Here is a 24,508-nt window from a genome sequence, read left to right as displayed (position 1 = left end):
TAATGGATAAAATTAACATTTAGACCTATGCTCTGCCCACTTCAATTAGTAAGGACAGATGCAATGAGCAAGTTACGTATTGCTACACTCTCTAGCATAATAGGCCTCGTCACGGCCGTTGGCTGCAGTACACAACAATCCGCACCACCCGTTAACCCACCAAAAATAACACCAGCAGAAGGTGGTGAAATAAAACGGGTGTGGTTAGATCAAGGGTGGAGCGAGCAAATAAGAAACGATTTTTGGTTTACTAATCAAGGCGCACAAATCATTCCCTACACATGGTTTGTATGGCTTGAACAAGCCGAAAGTGAGCAACTGTTTCGCCACACGGATCATATGGAGATGTTACGTTACTTGCCGATGCAAGCATCACAGTCAAACCCTGGTGGTCTTCCCATAGGCTTTGCATTGCATAACAATCAGACAACAGGTGAAAGCTGGGTTGGTATGACGTGCGCAGCTTGTCATACTAACCAATTAGATTATAAAGGGACAAAAATACTCATCGAAGGTGCGCCGACACTCGGTAATTTTGTACTTTTTTTCAAAAAACTGATTGAAGCTATGGATAAAACCCTAGCTGACACAGCCAAATTTGAGCGTTTTGCAGCAAATGTACTCGGCCCAAATAGAACGGACAATGATGTAGCACAATTAAAAACTCGCCTCCAAGACATTGCATTGGCTTCTGCAAAACGCCAAACTGTTAATGCACTACCTACAGACTACCCTGAAGATTTTACAAGTTATGCACGGCTTGATGCTTTTGGCAATATACAAAATGCCGGAACGGCTTTTGCTCTACATGACCTTACAAATAAAAATACGCCGACAGGCCCGGTATCATATCCGTTCTTGTGGGGAACCCATCAATCCGATGTTGTACAATGGAATGCTTCTGCACCTAACACCCCTATTGTAGGACCTCTGGTGAGAAATATTGGCGAGGTCGTCGGTGTATTTGGTAGCCTAGATATTAAGGAGGCGCCCATATGGCAACGTTTATGGGGTAAAAAGGTTCGCTATTCTTCAACCGTTGATATTATGGGTCTAGGCTACCTTGAATCATGGGTTAAAACACTCAAGTCACCACAATGGCCTGTCCAGTACTTCCCTGCGATAGACAACAATAAAGCCGCCGCTGGCGCACTGTTATATAAAGCGGAATGTGCGAGCTGTCATCAAATTGTTCCGCGTGAAGATGAGTTGAAACGCTACATTGCAAACCAAACCCTGATAAGTGAATTAGGCACTGATCCTGTAACGGCTTACAACGCATCATGCCATATGGCGAAGACACTTATTCTAGAAGGAACTAAAGAGCGTATTTTAATTGGTGATAAGTTCGGGCCAACAGGTAATGCGATTGATATTCCTGTAAATGGTGTTGTAGGTCTGGTGCTTAAAGATATTCCACTTGCATTAAAAGCAGGTAATATTGCTGAACGAACACAAGCCAATGGCAAAAAGCTCAGTGGGCTTGCTGAATTTGAGGCACTGGTATCTGAGCATCTAAAAGCCCGTAATAACAAAGCAAAATCTGCCGCGACTGACTGTATAGATGGCACCTTAGACAATGGTGTATATAAAGGACGACCTTTAAATGGTATTTGGGCAACCGCGCCATACTTACATAACGGTTCTGTCGCAAATTTATGGGAGCTTTTACAAACTCCCAAAGCTCGATCTAACACTTTTTGGGTCGGTAGTAGAGAGTTTGATCCTGTCAACGTAGGTTATGAAACGCATCAAGGGTTGAATTTGTTTAAAGTCACTGATAGCAATGGCAAAATTAGAGCTGGTAACTCTAACTTAGGCCATAGCTATGGCACCCACCTAAACGATACGCAAAAATGGCAACTCGTTGAATTCATGAAAACACTTTAATATCAACGGGGCATAGGCCATCAGCTTATGCCCTACTTCGCCTTTTTACCTTCACTAAATACCTACGCATGCCTGTCATATATATGTCATTTATTTACAACAAGTATTTGAGTTTATGAGAATTTTTACTATATTTTGGTAATGATGCAAAATAGAACCTTGCAAGGAAGATACGTATGAATAGTGTAAAAGCCAAATTAATGCTGTGTGTCATCAGTGGTATGTCAATAATACTCATTGGCGCGTTAGTGACTTTATTTTTAGTAAAAAATGTCGCAGCAGAATTAGATTCATTAATAAACAATGAATTATCTACCCGCCAACAAGTCGGTCTGATATCTAGCCAGTTTAAAACACAAGTTCAAGAATGGAAAAATGTCTTGATCAGAGGCAGTGAACCAGAGCAATACGAAAAATATTGGTTACGGTTCGAAAAGAATGAACAACTGATACAAGATAATATTAAAGTGCTGCTAGATACCCATACACTCCCTGATTCTATTATTCACCAATTAGCTAGTTTTCAAAAAGAACACAAAAAGCTGGGGGTACTATATCGAGTAGGATTAAATGAATATAGTGCATCCTTATTTAACACCCAAATAGGCGATAAAGCAGTAAAAGGTATAGACCGTTTGTCGGCTAAGCTCCTTGGTGATATCAACGTGGCGATCACCCATTTAGTTTCTGATCGTTCTGTTGCCCTCACTGCAAAAAAAGAGCAAGTGCTATTTCAAAGTATGGTCATGATGTTTATTTTGTCTTCAGTAATACTCCTACTTATGACGTTATTCATTCAAAGGTTGATCACGCATCCTATTCGCCAAGCTTCCAGCATAGCTGAACAAATTGCTAGCGGGAATTTGGCAAACGATATTCATGGTCACGACAATGATGAAATTGGTTTACTGTTAAATAATCTAAATACTATGCAGCAAAATTTACTGGCTATGACCGATGACCTAAAACTGCAAATGGTGCAACAACAAACCCAAGCTCAAGAAAATGGAAGAATTAAACAAGCACTTGATAATGCCGCAGCGCCTGTGATGTTAAGTGATGGCAACGGTAAAATCATTTATTCCAATCACCAGTGTGAACGTCTATTTCTTCGCTATAAAGATCAAATAAAAGCCACTCAACCCAATGTCACATCATTAAATGAAGCCAATGTAGAACACTTTTTTGATCAACAAAGCTGCTATGACACACTCCGTGATGCTCACACGCACCAAGTTGAATGCGAAGTGAATTACCAATCTGTGATATTTAATGTTGTCGCGGGCCCAGTTTTCGATGAAGAAAAACACCTATTGGGCATTGTTTACGAACTCTCCGATCTGACTGAGCAGCGCTACGCAGAAGAACAAGTAGGAAAAATCATTCAATCAGCATCTCAAGGACAGCTTGCCACACGCTTGGATAGCACAGAATTTACCGGCTTTATGCATACACTCGCAAAAAGCATAAACTCACTACTTGATGCCATTGCGCTTCCTATCAAACAAACCAAAGATACCCTTAACTTAATTGCAATTGGCCAAGTGCCTGATGCTATTCACGGAGATTACAGCGGTGAGTTTCTAGAAATAAATCATAGCCTCAAAACAGCAACTGGTGCAATCAACGCGCTCATCGCGGATACCAATATGTTAATGGAAGCGGCCAGTCAAGGTGAACTCTCAAAACGTGCTGATATTGACCTGCATCAAGGTGATTTCCAAAGCATCGTAAAAGGGTTTAACACCACATTAGATGTGATTGTAGAGCCTGTACGCTTAACCGCTGATTATTTAGATCTCATCGCCAAAGGACAATTACCTACAGATATTAGTAATAGCTACCAAGGCGACTTTCTACAAATTAAGAATAGCTTAACAACATCAATTGATGCGATTAAAAGTATGGTGAAAGACACCACTGAGCTGGCGCAAGCTGCCAGCAAAGGGCAACTTGAACAGCGAGTCGATGCTTCTAAACATCAAGGGGAATTTTCCGTTATCGTTGGTGGGATAAATTCAACAATTGATGCGATCTCTAAGCCTTTGCATGAATGCAAATCGGTCATGCATGCACTATCTGAAGGTAACTTAACGCAACTTGTGGAAGGTGAATATCAAGGTGATTTTAATACTTTAAAGCACTCTGTTAATACATCTGTATCAAACCTTGCAAAGATGGTCAGTCAAATACGCACCACAGCCAATACAATTAATGGCTCGGCAAATGGAATAAAGCTGGGTATGAATGATTTAAGTGCACGCACAGAATCACAAGCGGCATCCATTGAACAAACCACCGCGTCGATGAGTGATATCACCCACACGGTTTCCATCAACTCCAAAGATGCGCACTCAGCAGCATCTTTGGCGACTGAAGCTGATAAACAAGCCCAACAAGGTGGTGAACTCGTTCATTCAACCGTCAACGCAATGAAAGAAATTAGTAATAGCTCCAATGAAATATCGAGTATTATAGAGGTCATTAACGAGATTGCTTTTCAAACCAACTTACTTGCACTCAACGCGGCGGTAGAAGCTGCTCGAGCAGGCGAATCTGGAAGAGGATTTGCTGTTGTTGCTGCTGAAGTGCGTGAACTTGCCCAGCGCAGTGCAAATGCGTCTAAAGAAATATCAACTTTACTCAATGACAGCGCGATGAAGGTTGACCATGGAGTGCAGCTAGTCACTGAGTCAGGTCAAACGCTCGGCCACATTGTGAGTAGTATTAAACAACTATCCCAACTAATGGAAAATATAGCACTTGCCAGCACTGAACAATCTAATGGTGTTGGACAAGTCAATGTTGCTATAAAACAGATGGATGGCATTATACAGAAGAACACAATGCTCGTTGAAACGGCCAATTCATCAAGCAATAGTTTATCGCACCAAGCCAACGAGCTTAATCGTTTTATGTCTGGGTTTGAAGTATGAGCTTGCTGAGTCTATTACATCATCATGCTGATAAACTAAAATGGAGGCTAAAGTCACCTAACGGATCCCTCTGCTCCTTGACTTATTGATTGGCAATATAAGTTAACGGGCTTTAATACTGGGGGAGATAAAGATGAAGGTGCTCCCCTTTCTTCAACCACCAAGAATCTAACCTTTGAATACAAAAAACTTTTTGTATTCATTTTAACCACAAAGAAATATAAATAGTTTACAATTGTTGGTTTTAAAATCAACAAGGAATTTTTGTGTATTTAAATATTAAAAACGGTCTTGTGCACTCTATCATTGTGTTCATTACCCTAACCCTATTAATTGCATGTGGCAGCGATTCTTCCAGCTATACTGAGCAACCAAAATTAAAAGCAACTGAGCCTGAACTGCTTTATGGTAAAACTGGAGACGAAAAACTCCATGAAGAACTCGAAGCAATACGTACGCAATACAACATGCCTGCTTTGGCTGCTTTTATCGTCAGTAGTGATGCACTTTTAGAAATGGATGTGAGTGGATATCGTATCAGTGGTCAACCAACACTCGTCACGACTGAAGATCGTTGGTCAATTGGGTCATTCACTAAATCAATCACGGCAACAGTTGCATCCCGGCTTGTTGAACAAGGGTTGATCTCACTAGAAAGTGATGTATTAGAAATCTTCCCTGAATTATCTGGAAAAATTAAACCCGAATATGAACACCTTACACTTCGAGATTTATTATCAATGACGTCTGGGTTAAAGCGAGATTTAGACAGTATGTTTACTGGTCAATGGCATATGGATCAAAGATCAATGACAGAACAAAGGTATTCATGGACCATTGAGCTACTTAATACAGAACCTGAAACCACAAAAGGTACATTCTTATATAGTAATGCCGGATATGTACTCGCAGGTCACATGTTAGAACGTGTTACGGGTCAATCTTGGGAAGCGCTTGTTGCTCAGGAAATTGTCATTCCTTTAGAGATGAACCTTATTGATTTTGGTACTGCTAGCTTTATGGATCCTGACAATCAACCAAGTGGTCATCAGATACGTGACGGACAGTGGCATGCAATCACCGCAGCTGATAGAGTTAGCCTTCCAAAAGTCATAGGTCCTGCTGGCACAATAAATACCAACCTTCACGATTTATCACTGTACTTACAAGCCCACTTATCTGGTGCAATGGGCAAAGGTAATATTGTAAGTACTGACAGTTACGCACACATGCATTCACCTGTCAGTGAAAGCTATGGACTAGGGTGGATATTAAAAGAAAACAATCAGTTTCACCATAACGGATTTACTGGATCATTTTACCTCGATAACCTCATCATTCCAGAAGAGAATATTGCATTACTGGCGGTTACAAACGGAAGTACAACACAAGCAAGAGAAGCTGTAGAGCAAGCCATTGCGGTTATGCTAGAACGCTATAACGCTCAGTAGTTCAATCAGGAATGGCGGTTAACCCGTCATTCCTTCCAATTTAGAGCACACCTATTGCTTTTTCTTGGCCTGATGCAATGCATCTAATCGCGCCAGTAGGCTCGATGTATCAAAACGACCGCCACCGAATGCTTGTACATCGGCATAATATTGATCAACCGTCGCCGTCAATGGTAAAGAAGCGCCATTATTACGTGCCTCATCTAGTGCAATCCCTAAATCTTTACGCATCCAATCTACTGCAAAACCAAAATCATACTCTCCTGCAATCATTGTTTTATAACGATTTTCCATTTGCCAAGAGCCCGCAGCTCCTTTAGAAATCGTTTTAATAACCTGTTCAGTGTTTAACCCAGCTTGTTTTGCAAAGTGCAGACCTTCAGCGAGACCTTGCACAACACCTGCAATACATATTTGATTAACCATTTTGCAAGTTTGCCCACTGCCGACATCACCCAATAACTGACTAAAACGACTAAATGCAGCCATCACTGGTTGAACTACCTCGAAACTTATTTGGTCGCCACCAGCCATCACCGTAAGCACCCCATTTTCCGCACCAGCTTGCCCACCAGATACTGGCGCATCAATGAACGAGATATTTTGTTTTGCTGCCACCGCTGCAACCTCACATGCAACCGTTGCCGAGGTCGTCGTATGATCGACTAAAATAGCCCCAGGGTGCATACCGGCGAGTACCCCATCTGCACCATAGACGACAGACCGTAAATCATCATCATTACCGACACACATAAACACGATGTCTGCACCGCTAGCCGCTAGTTTCGGTGTTTGAGCATAGCTACCTGCATGTTGCTCTGTCCATTGCTGTGCTTTTGCTGTCGTTCTGTTATACACCGTGACTTCGTATCCTGCGCTGACCAAATGTCCAGCCATTGGATATCCCATTACCCCCAATCCGATAAACGCCACTTTCATTGACATAATTCTGTCCTATTTCGCTGCTATGGTATTAACAATGGAGTTTTTATACCCCAAGTAATTGGCGTATAGCAAATTTAAATCACTAATAAGGTAGTTAAAACACTACTTACAACATGCCCGTGAAGGAGTATGAGTCAAATGGAAACAATTTATCGTTATAGTGTACAGCTACTCAACGGTGAAACAATCGCATTGAAGCAATTGCAGGGTAAACCTGTACTCATTATCAATATTGCCAGTAAATGTAGCTTCGCAGCACAGCTTAGTGCGCTCGAAAAAATGTATAAAAAATATCATTCGTTTGGGCTTGAAATTCTAGCGTTTCCCTGTAATCAATTTGGCCGTAATGAGCCACTTGAAGATGCAATGTTAAAAGAGTTTTATAACAGTCATTTTGATCTTAGCTTTATGATTTGTAACAAAGTACAAGTCAATGGCCCTGATGCACACCCATTGTTTAACTACTTAAAATCACACACTCGTGGAATCTCACAAAACCGAGCAATTAAGTGGAACTTTACTAAGTTTTTAGTAAACTCAGAAGGTGAGCTAGTATCAAGATACGCACCTCGCACCAAACCAGATACACTAAGACCGGTTATAGAGAGCCATTTATACAATGAAGATAGCCCTATTCAGTTCGCAAAGTTATGAACAACCATTTTTTGATAAAGCACTTAGTACTCATCCAGAATTAAATATTAAGTGTTTTAATGAGTCATTATCCGAACACACAGCATCATTGTGTAAAGGGTTTGACGCCGTGTGCATATTTGTCAATGATACCGCTGATCAGCAGGTACTCAATATATTAGCCTCACTGGGTATTCGCTTTATTGCTCTAAGATGTGCCGGCTTTAACAATGTTGATATGACCACTGCTAATAAATTAAACATCAAAGTTGTTCGCGTGCCTGCATACAGCCCAGAAGCCGTTGCTGAGCATTGTATTGCCCTGATGCTAACATTAAGTAGAAAAACACATAAAGCTTACAACAGGGTAAGAGAGGATAATTTCGACCTCAATGGGTTGCTTGGTTTCAATTTACACAATAAAACGGTAGGTATTATCGGAGCAGGGAAAATTGGCCAAGCGTTGATTGCTATATTAAATGGCTTTGGTGCAAATGTTTTAGTGTATGATCCGAATATAGGGGAAGGCAGTTATACAAAAGTAACATTCGACATGCTATTGACACAAAGTGATATTATTAGTTTGCACTGCCCGTTAAATGATGCGACCTATCATTTGCTTGATGAGCAAGCGTTTGGAAAAATGAAACCCGGCGTGATGTTAATCAATACCAGTCGCGGTGCACTCATTGACAGCAAAGCATGCATTTACGCGTTAAAAAACCAAACTGTTGGATATTTAGGCCTTGATGTGTACGAGCAAGAATCTGAGTTGTTTTTTAAAGATCGTAGCCAAGAAATCATTCAAGACGATATATTTAGTAGACTTATCAGCTTTCCAAATGTACTCGTTACAGGTCATCAAGGTTTCTTCACCCAAGAAGCGTTGACACAAATAGCCAACGTTACCATTGAAAATCTCTCTGAGTGCACGTCAGATCTACCGTTAACGAATCAAGTCATATAGCACATAAAAAAGAGGCTCCCACTAAAAGCCTCTTTACGCTCTCATAACACCATACTCATTCAAGAACGTGGTCCGATACAGGCAAGGCTCTACCGACTCTTCTTCCTAATTTAGCACGTACAGCCAACGCGGTAGAGTGCAACATCTTTGGACTGACAGCTTGCCAGCCATTCAATGTTTTTACTTCAATATCAAACCCTGGGATCTCAGTAAAAACCATTAACTGACCTGACTCACTTTTGCCAGCTGCAACACTTGGCAGGCGGTAAAACACCCCTTGGGAAGCCAGTTTAGGAATTTCTTTAAAACCCACTAAAGCAATAAATCTTTGCCAATCTTTTTCTCTTGCTTGCAGAGCACCTTTCGTCATAAAAGTCGTATTTTTATCGAAAGAGCGACTTTCTTTGTATCGTAACGCCCAGTCTGGTTTGTGCCAAGCTCGTTCTGCTAACGCCAATAAGCGTGGATACAGCATATATTCTGCTTGTTCATCTGTACGGATCATTTCAGACCAGAGGTGTCCTTGTATTCCTTTTGCACTTACGCCTTTTTCTAATCTACTCGAAGTATCATCTGCGATATATGAACGTGCATAATTATTATGCCAAAGCTCTGCATGTGCCGGTAAGTTATCAGGCATAAACTCAAAAACTTTACGTGTATTCACCGCCCGCGTAGCCCAGTGGTTACCTCGTTCCATTGGATGTGACTCATAAGGAAAATCGAAATATGTCACATCAGGATTTGACACAATGACATTCCAATTTCTATTTATATGGCGGTGTGCAACTTGATGGCCTCCATGAGCCAGTGTTCCCCATACATTACTCTGCACAACATGAGGCATATTTTTTACCCGCACATCATCTAAACCATCGCTCCACCCCGCAACTTCAACCCCTTTATCGGTCACTATTTTACTAATACGCTCAATAAAGTAACCATTTAAAGATGGTTCTGAATACTTAAGTACGCTACATGCAGGAGAATTCAGCCATGCACCAGCGGTTTCATCTGCACCAATATGGTAGATTTTTAAAGGCACTTCAGCGGCTTCGTGCAATGTTTGCACTTCGGTGAGTACCTTATCTATAAATTGATAAGTTTGCTCTAAGCATACATTCAAAGTATTGTCGCTATAGTGCTGAATCGAGCGATAGCGACTCAAGTCTTGTGGTTCAACCAAACGGTATTTGAGTGCATCTCTTTCAAGGTTTTGTGCCATCAAACGCTCAAAGCGTGCTTCCATTGATACGATTGCCGCTCGTGAGTGACCTGGCATGTCTAACGAAGGGATAACCTCAACATGGTGTCGTTTCGCATGCTGTAAAATATCAATATAGTCCTGACGACTATAAAAGCCATTGATACTTGCATCAGGTGCATTACCAGCCCCCAGTTGAGGTAATAAACAACGTTGCTCTGATAGGTCAAAGCACCGAGTCGAACCCACCTCCGTCAACTCAGGTAGCCCTGCAATTTCTAGTCGCCAGCCCTCATCATCTGCTAGATGTAAGTGTAACCGGTTAAGCTTATAGCTGGCCATATGCGTTATCGTCTCTAAAATAAACTGCTTTGACCTAAAATTTCTTGCGCTGTCAATGTGCAAACCTCTAAACATATAATGCGGTGCATCAGTTATATCAACCTGAGGCAGTGTGTGCGTTTCTATATTCAATAAGCCGATTAAACTTTGTAATGCATAAAACGCCCCTTGCTCCGTTGCAGCCTCTATATTTACAGCCTGCGCTGATATCTTCAAGGTATAAGCTTGCTCCGCCAACGTTGCTGTGGTCGTGCGTTTGATGTTTACATTAAACCCCTGCTCTTGCTCATGAATACCCAATGTTGACAACCTAAATAAAGCCTGTGAAATGCCTTCACGCTTAATATTAACCAGTGATAATTTAATACCATTTTGAATGCTGACCACCGGCTCTGAGCTAAGTATCAGTGTCTTTGGTTTTGGAATAATGTCAATTGGCGCTTCAGTCAGTACAGGCCGCAACGCATTTTCAAATAGATATTTAGTCCCCATCCACGGTGTTTTATCACGCTCGTGAATTCGTAATTGAGACATTGTATTGAAAGGCGCCAAATATGGCTGAACCTCCAAACCTGTTTCAGGGTCAACGGTAGGGATTGTACTCGCGATGACTTTAGCACTTAATAGCCCCTCACTATCTGCTAGGATATAATTTGGCATAAACTCAGAGCGCGTTATTTGTGAATCTTGAGTATAAAAGCGGATCCGATGTGCATCTCCACCAGCAAAACCACTAAACATTTTTGACGGTGATAAGCGATGTAGATCCCCATTTATATGCGTGATCTCAAACTCGCTATTAGAGCTATGAACAATAGGCATTAATTGACTAAAATAGATAGCCCAGTTATGACTATTAAGGTCATAGGGTAATGTCAATGACAGTTCCGATAAATAACATTGTTGCACCTTCGCCGGACAAGCAGAATTCGCATCAAGTAATGTGTAAATGACTTTTAAATCTTTTGCCATTGAATCTAATTGCGGTTGATTCATGGCAAATACATTCACGCTGATAGCACACGCCAATAACCCTAACACATATTTATACATCCGATAGCTCCTTGCTATAAATAAGCTGATTGGTGAATCCTGCATAAGCACCTAGTAGCGGGGCATACTGCAATCGACTCGGCTGGACCTGCACATGCTCAGCCAATGCGCTATGACTACGTTGTTTTAATGTGCTAAACATGCTTTGGCTGAACAAAGGAAAAGAGTGTGCCACTGAGCCACCTAACACAATTTTATCCGGGTCAAATGCTAATAAGACATGTGCCAATGCATTACCCAAGTGTTCGCCTAATTGAACGAACATATTTAGTGCCTTTAAATCTCCAAGATTGGCCTTCTCTGCTTCTTTTGCGCCATCAGTCGCGAACCTCTTAAAAAACTGTCCACTGGTATAATCTTCGATTATGCCATCTAAATAAGGAAAACTACCAAATTCACCAGCAAAACCATTTCTCCCCGTATATAACGCACCATTGAGTACGATTCCAGAACCCAACCCTGTTCCGAGTGTCACGCCAACTAAGTTATCAGTCGGTAAATGAGGGCCGTAGTAATATTCACCTAAGGTGAAGCAATTTGCATCATTTTGCACATAGGTTTCTACGCAAAAGCGATGCATTAAATTGTGCTTTAACGAAACATCATGCCAGTTTGGGATATTCACTGTATCGATAATATGCCCATCGCTGATGCGTACTGCACTGGGAACGCCGATCGCAATTCCCGTACTCTGACGGGTCATATTTGACTCAACGAGATACTCGATAAAATCATTGACTTCTTGTTTAGTACCACGACGTGGCACATCATGGCGATATACTTGGCCAAGACCTGACTTTGATACCTGAGCAACATGGGCTTTTGTGCCTCCTAAATCTATACATATAATATGACTCATAATAATTGCTGCCCCTGCGTTTTTTTCTTATACAATTTGGCGGTATGGTTTTTAACTAACGGTCTAGCCCATACTCCAACACTAAATATATAAGCCAGCGGTATCAGCAATAACAGCATTGCACTTCGTTGTGAGTTAAGCACTTCGCTCGCGACCCCCAGTATGGGTGATACCATTGCTCCACCTACGATACCTGTACATAAAATGCCAGTAACCGCACCATGGCCAACCCGTACTGAGTTTAATCCCAACGACACGAGTACCGACCACATAATTGACAAGAAAAACCCCATCGTAGCAAAACCAAATATTGCCCCCTCTTGATCACTAAAAAGAGCTGCCACTAAAGAGATTCCGGCTCCAGCACTAAATCCCATGAGCAGTTTTTGAGCGTCGATGAACCGTAACAACAGTAATCCAATAAAACATCCCAAGGTAAGTAACATCCAGAACTGACTCACCGCAAACGCGCCTTGGGTCTGAACGTCTACCTGATGATACGAGTGCAAAAATAACGAAATGGAATTGGCAATGCCTTGCTCTAAGGTGACATAAGCGACAATTGCAAAGAAAAACCGCAAAACTGTCGGCTTTTTCAGTAATGCAAGGCTCTGTTTTACTGTGAGTAGTTCATTTTCACATCGTGTTACTTTAACCAGTGGCGTAACTGCAACATAAAGTGTCATACCAAAACACAGTACCGAGAATAGCCAATACATACTCAGCCACTCCATTCCATTCGGTACTAATCCTTTAAATATTAAGCCTAACCCTGAGCCCTTTTGAATACGCTCAACAAAAAAGCTGTAAACTAATGGAGACAAGGTGGCAGCTACACCAAATATAAGCTGTGCAAGGACAGAGTACATAGCAAAATACTGACTCCCCCCGCTAACGCGCAACAGCGGGTTAATCGCGACTTGTAATAAGGCCATTGCACAGCCAATCGCAAACAGCGCCACCATTGCAATAGTAAAACGAGGGAAAAGTGCAAAAATCAAAGAGCCAGTACCAGCCAATACAAAAGCAATCAGCATCGTTTTTTTCTCGCCTACAGTTTGCACCAATAGACCGGCCGGAATAGACATCACCCCGTAGGCTGCAAAAAAAGCAAATGGAAAAAAGCCCGCTAATGCAATGCCAATACCAAAATCAGCTATCAACTCTGGAAAAATAGGGCCTAAAATATTGGTCATAAACGACACCATAAAAAATGTCATAAGTACCAGCAAGACAACGGCATATTTAGGATTCATTGTAATAACCTTAATATTGAATAAGGCAATGGCACTAGCGCGTGGTCTGCGGGCAAACAAACCATATGACTCAAGGAGTAGGACATTGCCTTAAATTATGAATGCGTTACTTTGTAGGGACTGAACGCATAAAACCAGTGACTTTAGGCGCTCAGACATCAATAACATGACTCTACAAATCAAGTGGGTGGGTTACCCTCAATTTGCCAATCAATAGAAACCTTACCAGCGCCCTCTAACACCAAAGGTTAAGCGTCGTTCATAAATATTTTGAGAGATACGATTGTCTTTCCATTGCGCGTAGTTGGTCTCATACTCTTCAGTCAGATTACTCCCAGACATGAATACTGTGAAATTATCTTGAACGTCATAACTTGCAGATATATCAATATAAGTCGTCGGTTCGGTCCAAATCGCAGTATCGCTCATACCGTACGGCACTGATATCTCAGCCAACCGTTTAGCACGGTAATTCGCAGCCAATCTAAATTGGAACCCTGATTTTTCATACCATAAAACCGCATTAGCAGACTCTTTTGAGTTATCTTCTAATGGTAAAGCATCCCCATTTAAATCTATCCGACCACTCTCACTGTCGCTATAGGTGTAATTAAACGCCGCACCTAGGCCACTCCAGACACCAGGTAAAAAGTCAAATGCCTGTTGATACGAGAATTCAGCCCCACTCATGGTGCCTCCCTGCCCGTTGATTAAACCATTTACAGACACTTCACGACGAACAACACCGTCAGCATCGGCCATAGGCTGGGTCCATATACTAGACTCAATAAAAGAATCTAGTTTTATGTTAAAAATACCAAGACTCACCATCGCACTTGGAGAAAAGTACCACTCGATTGCCATATCGGTGTTTTGAGCTCGCCATGGGTTTAAATCAGGGTTTCCTTGCATTGTGGCATTCGTTGCAATAAGTAAATCAGGTGAAATGCCTTCTCGTGCAGCTAAGTCTTCACCGGCACGTGTACGACTGATCCTCAACCCTCCAGCAATCTGTTCAAGATCCAGCTTTGTCATGGTCTTACCCCATGCCGCACGATAGACAACATCTTCACTTAGATTGACACTTAAGTTTAATGACGGTAAAAAGTCAGAGAATGATTTATCCGTGATGATATCTCCAGCATCCTCGGCAACAGATCCTGGACAACTAGTACAGATAGAATCGCCAATGATATTCTGAACAATCTCTAAGTCTGTTTTGATGTATTGAAATCCGATATTTGCGCGATAATTTTCACCAGAGAAGTCACTGCGCCAATAGACTGATTGGGTTTGCTCTGTTACCTTGTACGAACTGCCCGGTACAGTGCCACGCATATTGCCCGGATAAAACTTATTTTGAAATGCAAATGGGTCATCTAACTGTTTAGGATCGATAAAATAAATGCTATCGATACTGATTGGTCCAAAATCTGATACTGGTTGTACCCAGCCCTCTGGCAAACTTGAAAACGTAATCAAGTTATCATAGCCCATCGTCAAATCTCCCGCAGATGCACTTGGCGTCCCCCCACTACCATCAGTATCAAATGCGGCCAGCCCTTGATCTTTCCACATGACATTAACGCTCCCATCGCCAACAGGGTTGTTTAATGGGGCAAGCAAAACATATTGGTCCCGTGAAATATCACGCTCGCCAAAACGAACCCCAAATGTCATTTTATTTAAATGTGCATGGTCAAATTCATATTCACCATCAAGACGCACAATATCGAGTGATGCATCCTCATCATAGTTATTTTCAGAGTAAGTTGAAGTGACCGAGTAACGTGATAGGTTTGAGCCAAATGTTTCACCTTGCAATGTAGCTGGTGGTAACAACATGGCATGCTCTCCCTTAAAATTGAATCGCATCGCAATGGTGTCTGGGCCATATCCGTTTGGGTTTACAGCGATTGGACCATTCCCTTCGTTGCGTCTGAGACCATGGGCTAAGCCATTTGTTAAATACCCCTGCGCAACATTCTCTGTATGACTGCGAGATGCATCCGCTGTAATAAACCGCGCTTTACCTGAAAAAGCCCCAGTTCCTTTATAAACAAGTTCAACGTTATAGTTAGTCGATTGCCTTTCATTGGTATGACTTTCTGAATGCGCAACCACTCTTGGCGCATTTAAGGTAATATCTTGTGCAGTATATAAACGATGGCCTGATGCGAGTATATCACCGCGATCTATGGGATCATGTTGGTCTTGCCACTGCCAATGCCCGCCCCACGCGTTATCTGCCATTAACCCGCGTTGACGGTCAGCGTCATCCATTTTTGTATAAAATACATCCGCACTCAACTCTAAATTTTCTGAAACATCGGCCTGAAAACTGATGTTAGCGCCCGTTCTTTCTCGCTCAGTAAATCGATTGACCATACCATAACTGACGTAGGTATATTCGGCATCATTGGTATCACCATCCCCATTCATATCAGCTTGTGGACAGTACCAACAATTCCCCGATTCTTGAGGCGCACCGACCCAACCATGATTGGTTGCCCCAAGACGATAATTTGCCAGTGTCACTTCATCTTTAGATACGGTGGCAAGTACGGCAAAACTATCAGCATTATACCCGGCAAAAATCATTGCTTTTGGATCTGTTTCCTTTGAGTACGACCCCCGTGCGGCTTCAATTGATGCAGCCCCAGTGAACCCTTCAGCTAAATCAAATGGCTTGCGTGTTTGCAAATCAACAGTACCGGATATCCCCCCAGCTAACGTATCGGCTGTAGGTGACTTCATAACATTCATGGCCCCCACTAAACTCGAAGGAATATCAGTGAAATCTGGTTGTACTTTCGTGAGCGAACCCGCACTTAAAAACTGCTCTCCATTGAGTAGCGTGGTAACCTGTGGCATCCCTCGCACATTAATTGTCGCCCCTTCTCCAGCATTTCGACGAATTTGTATGCCCGGTACTCGTTGTAATGAATCTGCGATGGTAACATCTGGCAACTTACCAATGTCTTGCGCTGTAATTGAATCTACAACCCCGTCAGCAAAACGTTTTGTATTTAAGCTTTTTTCTGTCGAAGCGCGTATACCGCGTACTTCTATTACTTCAACGGACTCTTGCGCTTGTAATTCGCTCGCTGCAGATACATTACTCGACAACAGCCCAGCCAAAATAGCATAAGTAAGGTGTGAGAGTTTGAATGATGCCTTGTTGTTCATGTCATTCCTCTGATAATTTTTATATAGTTAGGAGTGTTAATGTTTACTACCAAATAATTGGTACTGACTTATTTCAGCAGCTATTCGCGCAAACAGTGGGCAATTTCAAACCTTTTTACATACTAACCTATCGTTTTGACATCGCTGTCACTCAATAAATTAATATATAATTAATAACTGATAACATTATAAACTCACCATTTCCTTCTTCTATGAGTGATATGGTGCAATTGTTGATTGATTAGTATCACTATAAATAATCAACCCATTCAACATAGATAACGACGTGCTGACGCTTTAATAAAGGAGCTATTAATGAGAGCAATGTGTGAAAAGGTTATTCCCTCCGTCAACTGTTCATGGCGGTATTGTTTATATAAACTAAATGAAATTCCCTTTAATTGGCACTATCACCCAGAATATGAAATTTGCTTAACCCTAAACAGTCAAGGCGTTTGTCATGTGGGGGATCATATTGCACCCTATGGTGATTTTGACTTAGTGCTGTTAGGGCCCGATTTACCACATACTTGGCAATCACTTCCCAATCCAGATGGCTCGCAGCAATTAGTACATGTTGCACAAATTCCCGTTAAGTGGCTCGAAGGGTTAATACAAAACAACACAGACTTATATTCATTGAGTACATTATTACAAAAAGCAAGGTGCGGTGTTCGCTTTAGTACCGCTACAGCTAAGTCTATTTTTCCGCAGTTCAAAGCGATGGAAGCAGCAGACCCATTGACACGCTTTACGCTACTGATGAGCTTGCTTAATGCATTATGCTTAAGTGAGGCTCAAACATTATCGAGCCAAGAATTCTCATTTGTTAACAGCTTAGACCCTGCACAAGACAAATTTGAAAAGGTGATGAGTTACATTTACGACAACTACTGTGAGCAGCTTAGTGCTGAGTCTCTCGCACAGTATGCACATATGAGTACCAATCACTTCCATAGGTTTTTTAAAAAGCGCACAGAGCGCACCATTACTGAATTCATTAATCAGCTACGAATCGCCAAAGCATGTAAATTATTAATAAGTAGCTCGGCGCCTATTTCAGTGATCAGTGACCAGTGTGGTTTTAATAATATTTCCAATTTTAATCGCCGCTTTCTCAGTATTAAAGCCTGTACACCCAGCGCATTTAGAGCTCGATTGAAACAAGCGTCATTAATTTAACTATTCCCTTTAAATCAACTAAATAAGTATGGTAAGTTATTGATGTTGTAGCCTCATTACCCAAGGTTATAAAGGACTACTTAATGATCAATACTCAAAGGCATATTGATAGTAGCCCTTTATTACTTTATGAGGAATTACTATGTCTATAAAACGCCCGACGATTGTGATTGTTGGTGGCGGTGCGGGTGGCTTAGCACTGGCTACGCAACTGGGCCATAAATTAGGAAAAAAACAATACGCTGATATTATTCTCATTGATAAAAACCGGAATCATATTTGGAAGCCATTATTGCATGAAGTCGCAACGGGCTCACTTGACGCTGATTTAGATGGCGTCGTTTACTCTGCCCACGCTGCAAAGCATCATTTTCGCTTTATTTTAGGCGAATTCATTGCCCTAGACGCTCATCAACACACCCTAACATTAAAACCACTGTTAGGTGATAACCAACAACAAATCCTCCCAGAACGGCATGTACAATACGATAAGCTGGTCTTAGCTGTTGGCAGTGTCAGCAATGACTTTAATACCCCTGGTGTAAAAGAACATTGTTTCTTTTTAGACTCCCATGCTCAAGCGGAAAATTTCCAGCACGCACTATTAGATAATTTTACCCGAATTCACCAAAGTAACCATACGAGCCAACCCTTAAACATTGCCATAGTTGGCGGCGGCGCGACAGGGGTTGAGTTATCAGCCGAGCTATATCATGTTACACAGCTATTAAAAATGTACGGCATGAACAATATGACTGCAAATCAGTTGCAAATAAGCTTAATTGAAGCAGGTCCACGTATATTGCCTGCTCTTTCCGAGCGAATAGCAAGCGCGGCTAAACGTGAACTGCTTAAATTGGGTGTCACCGTACTCGAAAATACCCAAGTAGCATCTGCATCTAAAAGCGCCTTTACCACTGTGCAACAAACCACGATACCAGCAGATATAAAAGTATGGGCCGCAGGTGTAAAAGCACCTGATTTCATTAAAGATTTAAACATTTTTGAACTGACTCGAAATAATCAGATCCAAGTGAACTCATACTTACAAAGTACCGTTGATAATCAAATTTATGTCATTGGTGATTGCTGTGCCTTCACCCAAGCTGACGGCTCTATCGTTCCCCCAAGGGCGCAATCGGCTCATCAAATGGCGCAATGTGTCCAACATAATTTAATCGCAACAGTGTTTGATAGACCCCTCAAGCAATTTATCTATCAAGATCATGGGTCTTTGGTAAATCTATCTCAATTCACCGCGGTGGGTAATTTAATGGGGAATTTAACTAAAAACAGCTTCTTCATTGAAGGGAAAGTTGCACGCTTAATGTATGTCTCGTTGTATAGAATGCATCAACGCGCAATTCATGGCTCACTCCGTACGTTTATTCTTTGGCTGAGTGAAAAAATGCTCAAAATTGTCCGACCAAAAATGAAGTTACATTAAACGAAATGGGTTGGGTTTACCCCCAACCCATTGTCGACCGTAGCATAATACGCTCTACTTAAGTGCAACGTTTACAAATACCGCCGTCATCAAAATAGGGCAAACAAAACGAACATATTGGGCAAACCAATAGTGTGGGCCTTTACATTCGAGATGTAACTGGTTACCACGTTTCCACATCCACCCTACTGTAATAAAGTAAAATAAGCCCATTAATGGTAGCTGATACTGCGTAAACAAGCTGATTACGAGCCCAAACATCCAGTCAAAGTTCAAGATAATAAGGCATGAAGCAACTAAAATAGTCGCTGTGACCCACCATGTTGCAACATGTCGTTTTAAGCCGTGGTTTTCTACTAAGAATGATACTGGTATTTCAGTTGATGAGATGGTTGATGTCAGTGACGCTATCGACATTAAAACAAAAAATGTTAAACCTACAACTAAACCCACCTCTCCCATACTGGCAAATAATTCAGGAAGAACCGCAAAAATTAAGCGCCCTTCACCTATTAGCTTACCATCTTGGAACACTTCAACCCCGTTATGTTGGGCAACAAATATCGCAGGAATGATCAGTAAACCAGCTAAAAATGCAACGCCTGTATCTAACAGCGCAACACTTGCAGTGAGCTTTGGTAAGTTCGCGTTTGGCTTCAGGTAAGATCCATAAATCATCATACAGCCAACACCCAAAGACAATGAAAAAAATGCTTGACCCATTGCCGCAATAATTAAGTCGGGGTCTGTGATATGTGAAAAATCAGGAACCAAATAAGCTTGAAACCCTTGCGCGGCACCGTCTAACGTGCCGATATAAACAATGAGTGCAACTAAAAGCAGCAATAACATTGGCATTAAACGCCGAGACCAGGTTTCTATGCCTGACTTCACTCCTTTCAATATGATACTTGCTGTTAGGATCAACATCACAGGTGTAAATATAAAGTTACGAAGTGTGGATTCTCCCACCAAAAAAGCACTCAATTGGTCAAAGCCCAAAAAGCGAGCAATCGGTTCTATAGAGTATGCCAACATCCATCCAGCAACGATAGAATAAAAACTCAGCATTACAATGGCACCAAATAATCCAATATAGCCTGCCGTGGCCCCAATATTCGGCCCCTTTTCTTGCCACGCTTGTTTTAATGCTTTAACAGGGTTAGCCTGCGCTTGATGCCCTAAATATAGCTCGGTATACAATGCAGGCAGCGCTAAAAGAAATATCACAATGAAATAAACAAGCAAAAATGCGCCACCACCGTGGTTCGCTGCTTGTGTGGGGAATCCCCAAATGTTGCCAAGTCCTACCGCAGCACCAGCCGCCGCAAGAACAAAGCCAAGTCGACTTTGAAAGCCATCACGCAATTGAGCCATAACGAGTCTATATGATTATTGTTTTGGACCGCTGATTATACTTAACTGTTTGAAAAATGCGACAGCGAGTCGAAAATTTAGAATAGGCGCAACAAATATGATTAATGTCTAAAAACTTGAGCCAGCTTCCATTAAAAACTGTAGCTCTTCATCATTAGATACGCGGCTTAATATTTGATTCCTATGTGGATAGCGGCCAAATCGATCAATAATTCGCTTATGGGATAACTCGAACTCATAATTAGGCAAAGCTCTGAAAAGCTGTTCAGCCTGTTGGTGAATAATTTTACTTTCACTGTGCATAAATGGCATATACAAAAAGCTTAGCTCAGTATCATTTAAGCGTTTATCGAAGCCTTTATCAATGGCATTTTGCGCGAGACACAACGCCAATGGATCCGCAGAAAAAGCCTCTGGTGTATCTCGAAACATATTCCTAGAAAACTGGTCGAGCACGATTATTTCACACAAAGTGCCCACAGGATCAGCTCGCCAATGTGCGAGTTCTCCTTGTACAGCCATTCTATAATGAACCATAAATTGGGATTTTATTTTGATGTCAAAATGCGCGGACTTTTGCCACCAATCAGACTCTGAACAAGTGACAAACCAAAAATTATAGATATCTTGATACTGCATGACGGCCTCCCAGTTTATGTAATAGTCACTTTACTCGGGATTCAACCGCCATGCAATCTAAAACTTAATTACTAGTTATTGTTACTAAAAAGATACTAGCCGCTACGCAGCCTCCAGTAACTTCGCGTGAATGGCTTGAACCACATTATCCGAGTCTGTTTGTTCAACCAAAAAGCACAAATTGTGCTTACTTGCGCCATGGCAAATCAGTCGAATATTGAAATCACTGAGCACTTGCATTAAGTTGACTTCATGCTGACGTAACTGGATCTGAGAACCAATAAGAGCCACCAGTGTTAAGTTGTTCTCAACAGTAACATGACAAAATTGGCTTAGCTCTTCTAAACAATCTTGATCAAGTTCAGGTCGTGACGCGTTCAATGCGTTATCCAGCGTGATCGCGACACTTATTTCTGATGTTGTTACCAAGTCCACTGAGATATTATAAGCACTCAATATCGTGAAGATACGCGCCAAAAAACCACTAGCAAGTAACATCTCAGGACTCTTTAGTGTGAGCAATATTTGATTTTTCCGCTGTGTAACAGCTCTGATCCCTGCTTGTGATGATGTGTCTTTTTCAATCCAAGTGCCGCCTGCTTGTGGGTCGCGGCTCGATCCGACAAACACTGAAATATTACTGCGGCTAGCTGGTAATATTGTTGCTGGATGTAATACCTTCGCACCAAAAGTAGCCATCTCTGCTGCTTCATCAAAACTCAATTTGGCTATGGGTGTGGCTTTTACACACAGTCTCGGATCTGTACTAAAAATACCAACAACATCAGTCCAGATATGAACACTTTTTGCTTCTATAGCTTCCGCTAATAAAGCCGCACTGTAGTCAGAGCCACCACGTCCCAGCGTCGTTGTTTGATTATATGGATCACTGCCGATAAAACCTTGAGTCACAATCACCTTCTCATCTAACAATGGTATTAAGTGCTTGTGAGCCGCCACCTGTGTCGCTGCAATATCCGGTGTGGCTTTACCAAATTGGTTATCAGTCTTTAACACTTTACGTACATCAAATCGCTCGGCGTTTACGCCTATATCTCTGAGTACTTGGGTAAATAAAAATGATGATAAACGCTCACCAAAACTCAACATCTCATCACACTGTTGTGCACTTAACGCGGGTAAAGACGCCAACGACTTTAGCTCATCAAGGGTTAAATTAAATGACTGTGCTAAATCCGCATCCAGTGTTAAATGGGCTAAAATCGAGTCTTGAATTTTAATGATGTTATCGACTAACGCCATACGTGCACTTTCGTCAGCTTTTTGTTGCGTTAGCGTTACTAGATGATTTGTCACTCCCGCACTGGCACTCACAGCAACAACACGTACATTATTGTCATCGTGAATAATTTGCGCACAACGGTGCATGGCATCAAAATCGGCTACACTGGTGCCACCAAACTTTGCGACCGTGTACTGTGAACTCATAATATCTCCTTTTGACTGCATTGGGGGCAATCATAATAAATAAGGAGAACTTGGCAATTAAGGTGCTTTGCAAATAAAGAAGGAACCATTGCCAGAAGCTCTCCACCAAAACGGTGACAGTTCCAAGGATTCAACCTCGTAAACCGAAAGTTCACAGTGACGTGCTATGAGCTTCCTCGGCGAGTACTTCCCTCTTTAGTGGTCTTTGGCGTTCGTCACCTTTCACTAAATACCTAAGTATCGCACCTCTTCTGTTTATTTTGCCTCGTCATTACTGAACACAGGCAAAATAAAAGCCCGCATATTACGCGGGCTAAAAACAAAGTAACGTTTAGACGTCTAGGTGTCAAGTGCTAAATTGTACCTTTTGTAGTGAACTACATAAATTGCCCTGCGACATACGCCCCAGCATAGCCAATGGTATATGCAATCAACAAATATAAAAACATACGCAAGTAGCTCATAAACGTCAGTGCTTTCACTTTGCTCATCGCGATAATTCCCGCCGCAGATCCTATCACTAACATTGAACCACCTACCCCTGTCGCATAGGTAAACATCAACCATTGCTGTGGCGTCATCACAATATCGGCCTTTAATAAAGCGGCCGTTAACGGTACGTTATCAACTGCCGCTGAGAGTAACCCCATTAAATAATTGGCATATTCTGGTGCAATGTAAACATACAGGTCTGTAAACATGGCCAGGACACCCACTTCTTTGAGCGCGCCAACAAGTAATAGTACACCAACAAAGAATAATAGAGTGTCATACTCAATCTCTCGAATATAATCAATAATTTTCTTGTTCACATCTTTCTTGCGCATTAAGAATTGAGCAACCAAAAACATCAACGACAATCCAAATAAGAATGTAAGTAAAGGCGGCACTTGATACTGCACACTCAAAAATAACGTCGCAAAAATTGTCGAAGTAAATATCACCGCAATCGTTATATCCGTTTTCTCTATCCGTCTTTGTATCTGCTTTTCAAAGCGTAGTTGCTCATTCATACCTATAGACAACATAGCTGCCAGCGCTACCACACTCACCAGCGCAGGACCGACAAGTAACAATAAATTAGGAATAGTAACTTTGTCCGCTAAGAAGATCATTAATGTTGTTACATCTCCTGTAATGAGTGACACACCACCAGAGTTAACACTAAAAATAATTAATGTTGCATACTTAATTAACTTCTTTGGATCTAGCTTCAACGACATAACTACTGCCAAAGAAATCAAGGTTGCGGTAATATTGTCTGAAATCGAGGAAAATACAAAAGCGGCAATGCCTACCAAGAACATAAGCTTACGCTCACTGATCTGAGATGGCATAACACGATGCACAATATTTTGTATAAACCCCTTAGAGTTTAGATAAGCTACAAACGTCATTGCAGCCATCAAAAACAACCACAATGTGGCGATTTCAAGAATGTTATGATCTAGCGCATGTTGTACATTTTCTGGGCTTTGACCATGAATAGGTGAGATAAAAGCGATAATCCAACATAAAGTACCAAAAAAAAGGGTGGTTTTGGCCTTGTTTACATGGATGATATCCTCTATAACGATAAGCACAAACGCAATCGCTATTAGGGTAAGGATAATGGGCGTAACCATAATGCGTAAACAACCTGTAATTAAAAGTTAAAAATTTAGAAAGGTAACGTAATTCGGCGCGGAG

General features: G+C 41.6%; 16 protein-coding genes and 1 riboswitch. Of the genes, 7 read left to right on the top strand and 9 right to left on the bottom strand.

What is annotated here, in order from left to right; translation table 11 throughout:
* The first annotated feature begins 63 nt into the window (after positions 1-63).
* From PAUR_RS08280 to PAUR_RS08270, 3 genes are all read left to right on the top strand, one after another.
* Positions 64-1,890 (top strand): di-heme-cytochrome C peroxidase, encoded by a 1,827-nt coding sequence (locus PAUR_RS08280; RefSeq protein WP_192507300.1) that lies wholly within the window; start codon positions 64-66, stop codon positions 1,888-1,890.
* Between the two features lie 176 nt (positions 1,891-2,066).
* The gene (locus PAUR_RS08275; RefSeq protein ID WP_192507299.1) at positions 2,067-4,826 is read left to right on the top strand and encodes a methyl-accepting chemotaxis protein; all 2,760 of its coding nucleotides are present in this window, start codon (positions 2,067-2,069) and stop codon (positions 4,824-4,826) included.
* Between the two features lie 266 nt (positions 4,827-5,092).
* Positions 5,093-6,277 (top strand): serine hydrolase domain-containing protein, encoded by a 1,185-nt coding sequence (locus tag PAUR_RS08270; protein ID WP_318782601.1) that lies wholly within the window; start codon positions 5,093-5,095, stop codon positions 6,275-6,277.
* Between the two features lie 51 nt (positions 6,278-6,328).
* On the opposite strand, the gene PAUR_RS08265 is transcribed toward PAUR_RS08270, so the two are convergent.
* Positions 6,329-7,222: an NAD(P)-dependent oxidoreductase gene (locus PAUR_RS08265; protein ID WP_192507298.1), complete on the bottom strand. Its 894-nt coding sequence runs from the start codon at positions 7,220-7,222 to the stop codon at positions 6,329-6,331.
* 138 nt (positions 7,223-7,360) lie between these two features.
* Here PAUR_RS08265 and PAUR_RS08260 point away from each other — a divergent pair, with 138 nt between their 5' ends.
* Together PAUR_RS08260 and PAUR_RS08255 are read left to right on the top strand one after the other, a co-directional pair.
* On the top strand, positions 7,361-7,876 hold the full coding sequence (locus PAUR_RS08260) for a glutathione peroxidase (protein WP_192507297.1): 516 nt from the start codon (positions 7,361-7,363) through the stop codon (positions 7,874-7,876).
* Complete coding sequence (locus tag PAUR_RS08255) at positions 7,842-8,822, top strand: 2-hydroxyacid dehydrogenase (protein WP_192507296.1); 981 nt, start codon at positions 7,842-7,844, stop codon at positions 8,820-8,822. The genes PAUR_RS08260 and PAUR_RS08255 overlap by 35 nt, the downstream gene beginning before the upstream one ends.
* Before the next feature lie 55 nt (positions 8,823-8,877).
* On the opposite strand, the gene PAUR_RS08250 is transcribed toward PAUR_RS08255, so the two are convergent.
* The 4 genes from PAUR_RS08250 to PAUR_RS08235 form a co-directional block, all read right to left on the bottom strand.
* The gene (locus PAUR_RS08250; RefSeq protein ID WP_192507295.1) at positions 8,878-11,421 is read right to left on the bottom strand and encodes a family 20 glycosylhydrolase; all 2,544 of its coding nucleotides are present in this window, start codon (positions 11,419-11,421) and stop codon (positions 8,878-8,880) included.
* Positions 11,414-12,280, bottom strand: a complete 867-nt coding sequence (locus PAUR_RS08245; protein WP_192507294.1) for an ROK family protein — start codon at positions 12,278-12,280, stop codon at positions 11,414-11,416. The genes PAUR_RS08250 and PAUR_RS08245 overlap by 8 nt, the downstream gene beginning before the upstream one ends.
* Complete coding sequence (locus tag PAUR_RS08240; protein ID WP_192507293.1) at positions 12,277-13,536, bottom strand: MFS transporter; 1,260 nt, start codon at positions 13,534-13,536, stop codon at positions 12,277-12,279. The genes PAUR_RS08245 and PAUR_RS08240 overlap by 4 nt, the downstream gene beginning before the upstream one ends.
* Before the next feature lie 222 nt (positions 13,537-13,758).
* Positions 13,759-16,725 carry a TonB-dependent receptor gene (locus PAUR_RS08235; RefSeq protein WP_192507292.1) on the bottom strand — a complete coding sequence of 989 codons (2,967 nt, stop codon included), beginning with the start codon at positions 16,723-16,725 and terminating at the stop codon, positions 13,759-13,761.
* A 315-nt stretch (positions 16,726-17,040) separates the two neighbouring features.
* On the opposite strand from PAUR_RS08235, the gene PAUR_RS08230 reads away from it, so the two are divergent.
* Together PAUR_RS08230 and PAUR_RS08225 are read left to right on the top strand one after the other, a co-directional pair.
* Positions 17,041-17,907, top strand: coding sequence for an AraC family transcriptional regulator (locus tag PAUR_RS08230; protein WP_192507291.1), 867 nt, complete (start codon positions 17,041-17,043; stop codon positions 17,905-17,907).
* 142 nt (positions 17,908-18,049) lie between these two features.
* Positions 18,050-19,354 (top strand): NAD(P)/FAD-dependent oxidoreductase, encoded by a 1,305-nt coding sequence (locus PAUR_RS08225; protein WP_192507290.1) that lies wholly within the window; start codon positions 18,050-18,052, stop codon positions 19,352-19,354.
* A 54-nt stretch (positions 19,355-19,408) separates the two neighbouring features.
* Here the strand turns inward: PAUR_RS08225 and PAUR_RS08220 are convergent, their stop codons facing one another.
* The 4 genes from PAUR_RS08220 to nhaD all read right to left on the bottom strand — a co-directional run bounded on the left by PAUR_RS08220 (position 19,409) and on the right by nhaD (position 24,444).
* On the bottom strand, positions 19,409-20,731 hold the full coding sequence (locus PAUR_RS08220; RefSeq protein WP_192507289.1) for a sodium-dependent transporter: 1,323 nt from the start codon (positions 20,729-20,731) through the stop codon (positions 19,409-19,411).
* A gap of 108 nt (positions 20,732-20,839) precedes the next feature.
* On the bottom strand, positions 20,840-21,370 hold the full coding sequence (locus PAUR_RS08215; RefSeq protein WP_192507288.1) for a DUF924 family protein: 531 nt from the start codon (positions 21,368-21,370) through the stop codon (positions 20,840-20,842).
* A gap of 102 nt (positions 21,371-21,472) precedes the next feature.
* Positions 21,473-22,819: a lysine-sensitive aspartokinase 3 gene (gene lysC / locus PAUR_RS08210; RefSeq protein WP_192507287.1), complete on the bottom strand. Its 1,347-nt coding sequence runs from the start codon at positions 22,817-22,819 to the stop codon at positions 21,473-21,475.
* An 87-nt stretch (positions 22,820-22,906) separates the two neighbouring features.
* Positions 22,907-23,078, bottom strand: a riboswitch (Lysine riboswitch).
* Positions 23,079-23,196: 118 nt separating this feature from the next.
* Positions 23,197-24,444 (bottom strand): sodium:proton antiporter NhaD, encoded by a 1,248-nt coding sequence (nhaD, locus tag PAUR_RS08205; protein WP_192507286.1) that lies wholly within the window; start codon positions 24,442-24,444, stop codon positions 23,197-23,199.
* Positions 24,445-24,508: the final 64 nt, after the last annotated feature.

Origin of the sequence: Pseudoalteromonas aurantia 208 (assembly GCF_014858725.1) — a bacterium.
Lineage (GTDB): Bacteria > Pseudomonadota > Gammaproteobacteria > Enterobacterales > Alteromonadaceae > Pseudoalteromonas > Pseudoalteromonas aurantia.
The sequence above is the reverse complement of the archived record's forward strand: the minus strand, read 5'-3'. Positions and strand labels throughout refer to the sequence as shown.

Coding starts and splice junctions, on each gene's coding strand:
- PAUR_RS08265 (WP_192507298.1), bottom strand. CDS start 7,222: ATGTCAATGAAAGTGGCGTTTATCGGATTGGGGGTAATGGGATATCCA.
- PAUR_RS08275 (WP_192507299.1), top strand. CDS start 2,067: ATGAATAGTGTAAAAGCCAAATTAATGCTGTGTGTCATCAGTGGTATG.
- PAUR_RS08245 (WP_192507294.1), bottom strand. CDS start 12,280: ATGAGTCATATTATATGTATAGATTTAGGAGGCACAAAAGCCCATGTT.
- nhaD (WP_192507286.1), bottom strand. CDS start 24,444: ATGGTTACGCCCATTATCCTTACCCTAATAGCGATTGCGTTTGTGCTT.
- PAUR_RS08230 (WP_192507291.1), top strand. CDS start 17,041: ATGAGAGCAATGTGTGAAAAGGTTATTCCCTCCGTCAACTGTTCATGG.
- PAUR_RS08280 (WP_192507300.1), top strand. CDS start 64: ATGAGCAAGTTACGTATTGCTACACTCTCTAGCATAATAGGCCTCGTC.
- PAUR_RS08250 (WP_192507295.1), bottom strand. CDS start 11,421: ATGTATAAATATGTGTTAGGGTTATTGGCGTGTGCTATCAGCGTGAAT.
- PAUR_RS08260 (WP_192507297.1), top strand. CDS start 7,361: ATGGAAACAATTTATCGTTATAGTGTACAGCTACTCAACGGTGAAACA.
- PAUR_RS08215 (WP_192507288.1), bottom strand. CDS start 21,370: ATGCAGTATCAAGATATCTATAATTTTTGGTTTGTCACTTGTTCAGAG.
- lysC (WP_192507287.1), bottom strand. CDS start 22,819: ATGAGTTCACAGTACACGGTCGCAAAGTTTGGTGGCACCAGTGTAGCC.
- PAUR_RS08225 (WP_192507290.1), top strand. CDS start 18,050: ATGTCTATAAAACGCCCGACGATTGTGATTGTTGGTGGCGGTGCGGGT.
- PAUR_RS08255 (WP_192507296.1), top strand. CDS start 7,842: ATGAAGATAGCCCTATTCAGTTCGCAAAGTTATGAACAACCATTTTTT.
- PAUR_RS08240 (WP_192507293.1), bottom strand. CDS start 13,536: ATGAATCCTAAATATGCCGTTGTCTTGCTGGTACTTATGACATTTTTT.
- PAUR_RS08235 (WP_192507292.1), bottom strand. CDS start 16,725: ATGAACAACAAGGCATCATTCAAACTCTCACACCTTACTTATGCTATT.
- PAUR_RS08220 (WP_192507289.1), bottom strand. CDS start 20,731: ATGGCTCAATTGCGTGATGGCTTTCAAAGTCGACTTGGCTTTGTTCTT.